The following is a 4966-nucleotide window of genomic DNA, read 5'->3' as shown; positions in this document are numbered from 1 at the left end:
CCTGCTCAGCTTCGAGGAGATCACGCGCCTGGCGCGCGTCTTCGTCAGCCTGGGCGCCGAGAAGCTGCGCATCACGGGCGGCGAACCCACGCTGCGCCGCGGGCTGGAGTCGCTGATCGAGATGCTGGCCCAGCTGCGCACGCCCGACGGCCGCGTGCCGGACTTGACGCTGACCACCAACGGCTCGACCCTCGCCAAGAAGGCCGCCGGACTGCGCGCCGCCGGGCTGAAGCGCCTGACGGTCAGCCTTGACGGGCTGGATGACGCCGTCTTCCAGCGCATGAACGACGTCGGCTTTCCGGTCGCCGACGTGCTGGACGGCATTCGAGCCGCGCAGGCTGCGGGCCTGGGGCCGATCAAGGTCAACATGGTGGTGCAGCACGGCGTCAACGACGACCAGATCCTGCCCATGGCCCGCCACTTCCGGCACAGTGGCGTCGTGCTGCGCTTCATTGAGTACATGGACGTCGGTGCCACCAACGGCTGGCGCATGGACCAGGTGCTGCCCAGCGCCGACGTGATGCGCAGAGTCGCGGCCGAGTGGCCGCTGACGCCGCTGTCGCACAGCGCACCGGGCGAGACGGCCGAGCGCTGGGCCTACGCGGACGGCGGCGGCGAGATCGGCTTCATCTCCTCCGTCACGCAGGCCTTCTGCGGAGACTGCAATCGGGCACGGCTGTCGACGGAAGGGCGACTCTACACCTGCCTGTTCGCGCACCGCGGGCACGACCTGCGCGCGCTGCTGCGTGGCGAGCCGATCGACGATGGTCAGCTGGCTGGTGCCATCGTCGGCGTCTGGACCGGCCGCAACGACCGCTACTCACAGTTGCGCGGTACGGCCGCGGCCGCGGCCGAGCCTCGCGTCGAAATGCACTACATCGGTGGCTGAGCTTCACGCCCTCGTACTCGCCGGCGGCCGCGGAAGCCGCATGGGCGGCGTGGACAAAGGGCTGCAGGCACTGGACGGTCGGCCGCTGGCACTCCACGTCATCGAACGTCTGGCCCCACAGGCCGCGCAGGTGCTCATCAGCGCCAACCGCAATCTCGACGTCTACGCCGCACTGGGCCACACCGTGCTACCCGATCCCCCAGGCCTCGAATTCGCCGGCCCACTCGCTGGCATGCTGGCAGGCCTGCAGGCCATCCCCGACGATGCATGGCTGCTGACCGCACCGTGCGACAGCCCGCACCTGCCACCGGATCTGGCCCGGCGCCTGCTCGCCGCGGCCCAGCCCCATGGCCTGGCCTTCGCTCGGGCGACGCGCGAGCACCCGACCCACGCGCTGCTGCATGCCCGACTGCGCGGGACGCTGGCCGCGCATCTGGAAAGCGGCGGCCGGGCCGTGCTGCGCTGGATGACGTCGCTACCGCACGGCATCGCCCGCTTCGACGACGAGGCCGCCTTCGCCAACCTCAACCACCCCGCCGATCTGCATGGCTGACCTCCAGATCCGGCCCATGCTTGAGCCCGACCTGCTCGCCTACAAGGCGCTGCGCGACGCCATGCTCGCCGGCCACCCCGAGGCCTTCACGTCGGACGCCGAGACCGAGGGCCGGCGCGACCTGGCCAGCTACCGCAACCGCCTGGCCGGCGGCGGCAACGGTGCCACGCTGTTCACGCTGGTGGCGCTGGACGATGGCCGCCTCGTGGGCGCGCTGACCTGCGAGCGCGAGCCGCGGCTGAAGGTGCGGCACATCGCCCACCTGGTCGGCATGATGGTGGCCGACTCCCATCGTGGCCGCGGCATCGGACGCGCCCTGCTCGCCGCCGCCCTCGCCAGGCTCCGGACCCACCCCGACCTCGCTCAGGTCACCCTCAGCGTGACGGCCGGCAACCGGGCCGCCATCGGCCTCTACGAAGGCCAGGGGTTCGTGCGCTACGGCTGCCTGCCGGACGCCATCCGGCTCGCCGATGGCCGCGGCCTGGACAAGGACCTGATGCGACTAAGGCTGGACTAACTCGAACTGCACGACCAACGCGTCTTGCACGGCCAGCAAGCCGCCCAGCACCGTGAAGGGCTGGATGCCGAACTCGCTCTGCCGCACGACCACCTCGCCGCGCGCGCGCCGGCCCTCCACATCGACGACGAACCATTGCCGCCGCGTGACGCCATGCAGCGTGATCTCCGCCTCAATGGCGCGCCGCCCGCCCTCGCCCAACTGCTGCAGCGTGCGCACGACCACGTCGGGATAGGCGGATGCCTCCAGCGCCTTCAGCAGATTGACGCGCGTGCCCTCGCGGGCCGCGTCGTCCATGGCGCTGGCAAAGGCCGGCCCGAGACGCTCGCGCAGCGCTGGCGGATCAATCTCCAGCGCGGCCAGGCGAAAGTCCAGCACCGGCCCTGCGGCGGACCACGCCACGCGAAGCCCGCCCGCGCGCAGCACATGGTTGTGGCCCAGCCGGGCCGCCGTGCCGCCGCGAAAGACGAGGATGCGCAACTCGTCGCCCTCAGGCGCGACGGCATTGTGCGGAGGTGGCAGGCTGGCGCAGCCGGCCAGGCCGGCCAGCGCTGCCAGCAGCAAGAGGCGTCGTCGGGATGTCGTTTGCACGCTCAAGTCGGGGGTTTCCCGCGGGGGTTTATCGGGCGGTACGTGACGCTGCAGCGCCATGCTGGACTAGCATAGCCACCATCCTCCTCAACGGAGCCCCGCCATGGCCAGCCTGTTCCGCCCTGCCCTCGACCTGATGGCGCAGTACGCCGCCTACCACCGCGATCGCCGCAACATCGCGACGCATTTCGTCGGCATTCCCCTCATCGTGTTCGCCATCAGCGTGCTGCTGGCGCGCGCCGAGTTCACGCTCGCCGACACGCCCATGAACGCGGCCATCGTGCTCTGGGCCGTCAGCTCGCTCTGGTACCTCACCCGCGGCAACATCGTGCTGGGCGCCGCCACCGCCATCGTCAACGGTGTACTGACGGCGCTGGCCATGACGTCGGCCCAGGGCTCGACGGCGAGCTGGCTGGTCATCGGCGTCGGCAGCTTCGTCGTCGGCTGGATCATCCAGTTCATCGGCCACTACTACGAGGGCAGGAAACCCGCCTTCGTTGACGACCTCGTCGGCCTGCTGGTCGGCCCGATGTTCGTCGTCGGCGAGGCCATGTTCATGCTGGGTTGGGGCCGCCCCTTGCTGGCCGAGATCGAGAAACGCGTGGGACCGACCCACCTGCGCGACCTCGCCCACCCCGTCTGACCCGCTGACACCATGACCGGCGTTCTCGTCATGGGCGCCGGCTCTGTCGGCTGCTTCGTCGGTGGCCTGACCCAACTGGCCGGCGTGCCGGTCCATTTCGTCGGTCGCCCGCGTGTGCTGGCCCACCTGCGCAAGCAGGGCCTGCGCCTGACCGACCAGGACGGCCTGGACCGCCGCATCCCGGCACTGAACCTGCGCCTGCACGAGGAGCCGCCCGTGGGGCTGAAGCCCGACCTGGTGCTGCTGTGCGTGAAGTCGGGCGCCACCGTCGAGGCGGCCACGTCGCTGGGCCTGACGCTGCCGCTGGGCACCCCGGTCGTCAGCCTGCAGAACGGAATATCCAATGCCGCGGCCGCGCGCGAGGCCGCGCCGCAGCTGCACTGGCACGCCGGCATGGTGCCCTTCAACGTCGCCGAGATCTCGCCAGGCCACTACCACCGGGGTACCGGCGGTGCGCTGGCTGCCGAGGGCACGCCCGAGGATCTTGCTCTGGCCGCCTGGCAGGCCGCGCTGGCCCGCAATGGCATGGGACTGCAGTTGCATGCCGACCTGGCGCCGGTGCAGTGGGGCAAGCTCCTGCTGAACTTGAACAACCCAGTCAACGCGCTGTCCGGTCTGCCGCTGCGCGACGAGCTGCTGCAGCGCGGCTACCGGCGCGTGCTGGCGGCGCTACAGCAGGAGGCGCTGGACCTGCTGGACGCCGCCCAGCGCCCCGTCGCCCAGTTGACGCCGCTGCCGCCTCGCCGGCTGCTGATGCTGCTGCGCATGCCGACACCCATCTTCCGCCTAGCTGCCGCGCGCATGCTGCGCGTCGACGCCCAGGCACGCTCAAGCATGGCCGACGACCTGGCCCAGGGGCGCACCACTGAGGTCGACGCCCTGTGCGGCGAGATCGTTCGCCTGGCCCGCGGCCTCGGCCGCAGCGCGCCGCTGAACCTGCGCATGCAGACCCTGGTGCAGGCCTGGCCCAAGCGCCGCCACCCCTATTCGCCGACCGAACTGCTGCGGGCCCTTGGCCTGTCCTGACGACCGAGCACCCCGGGCCGACACCCCAAGCAACGTCGAAGCCTCATTCAATTCCGGCCTGGATGCGCGCCGCCTGCCGGTTGACGACAATCTTGGGCTCCCCACGCTTTGCGCTCACCATGATTGAACTGTTGTCTTCCCCCCAGGCCTGGATCGCTCTCGCAACGCTGACGGCGCTGGAGCTGGTGCTGGGTATCGACAACATCATCTTCATCAGCATCCTGGTGGACAAGCTGCCCAAGGCCCGCCAGGAGCTGGCGCGGAAGCTGGGCCTGTTCGCCGCCATGTTCATGCGCATCGGCCTGCTGATGGTTCTGGCCTGGATCGTCGGCATGGTGGAACCGCTGTTCCACGTCTTCAGCTACGGGTTCTCGGGACGAGACCTCATCCTCATCGGCGGCGGCCTGTTCCTGATCTGGAAGAGCACGGTCGAGATCCACGGCTCGCTGGAAGGCGAGGACGAGGTCAGCAGCACCGGCAGCAAGGCCAAGGCAGCGTTCGCCTCGGTGATCCTGCAGATCATGATCATCGACCTGGTGTTCTCGCTCGACTCCATCATCACCGCTGTCGGCATGGTGGACGACGTGCGCATCATGATCACCGCCGTGATCTGCTCGGTCGGCCTGATGATGCTGTTCGCCGGGCCCATCGGCCGCTTCGTGTCCAACAACCCGACGATCAAGATGCTGGCGCTGAGCTTCCTCGTCGCCGTCGGCGTGGTGCTGGTGGCGGAAGGCTTCGGCCATC

The 4966-nt window shown here is 69.8% G+C and carries 7 protein-coding genes; 6 read left to right on the top strand and 1 reads right to left on the bottom strand.

The genetic code is table 11. The annotated features are described in order from the left end of the window. From moaA to VGF12_RS05870, 3 genes are all read left to right on the top strand, one after another. The coding region (gene moaA, locus VGF12_RS05880) for a GTP 3',8-cyclase MoaA (RefSeq protein ID WP_331175109.1) at positions 1 to 889 on the top strand (889 nt) is incomplete at its 5' end. Then, positions 882 to 1442, top strand: coding sequence for a molybdenum cofactor guanylyltransferase MobA (gene mobA / locus VGF12_RS05875; protein ID WP_331175108.1), 561 nt, complete (start codon positions 882 to 884; stop codon positions 1440 to 1442). The genes moaA and mobA, both read left to right, overlap by 8 nt. Continuing rightward, complete coding sequence (locus VGF12_RS05870; protein WP_331175107.1) at positions 1435 to 1959, top strand: GNAT family protein; 525 nt, start codon at positions 1435 to 1437, stop codon at positions 1957 to 1959. Before mobA ends, VGF12_RS05870 begins: the two co-directional genes overlap by 8 nt. Here the strand turns inward: VGF12_RS05870 and VGF12_RS05865 are convergent. Continuing rightward, positions 1945 to 2550 (bottom strand): YceI family protein, encoded by a 606-nt coding sequence (locus VGF12_RS05865; RefSeq protein WP_331175106.1) that lies wholly within the window; start codon positions 2548 to 2550, stop codon positions 1945 to 1947. The two genes, VGF12_RS05870 and VGF12_RS05865, sit on opposite strands and share 15 nt — an antisense overlap. Before the next feature lie 103 nt (positions 2551 to 2653). Here VGF12_RS05865 and VGF12_RS05860 point away from each other — a divergent pair, with 103 nt between their 5' ends. From VGF12_RS05860 to VGF12_RS05850, 3 genes are all read left to right on the top strand, one after another. After that, on the top strand, positions 2654 to 3193 hold the full coding sequence (locus VGF12_RS05860) for a DUF962 domain-containing protein (protein WP_331175105.1): 540 nt from the start codon (positions 2654 to 2656) through the stop codon (positions 3191 to 3193). Between the two features lie 12 nt (positions 3194 to 3205). Next, complete coding sequence (locus VGF12_RS05855; protein WP_331175104.1) at positions 3206 to 4219, top strand: 2-dehydropantoate 2-reductase; 1014 nt, start codon at positions 3206 to 3208, stop codon at positions 4217 to 4219. A 119-nt stretch (positions 4220 to 4338) separates the two neighbouring features. Further along, the coding region (locus VGF12_RS05850) for a TerC family protein (protein WP_331175103.1) at positions 4339 to 4966 on the top strand (628 nt) is incomplete at its 3' end.

The organism is Roseateles sp., assembly GCF_036404855.1.
In the GTDB taxonomy this organism is placed as follows: Bacteria; Pseudomonadota; Gammaproteobacteria; order Burkholderiales; family Burkholderiaceae_C; genus Pelomonas.
This window is presented reverse-complemented; position numbering and strand designations above follow the sequence as displayed.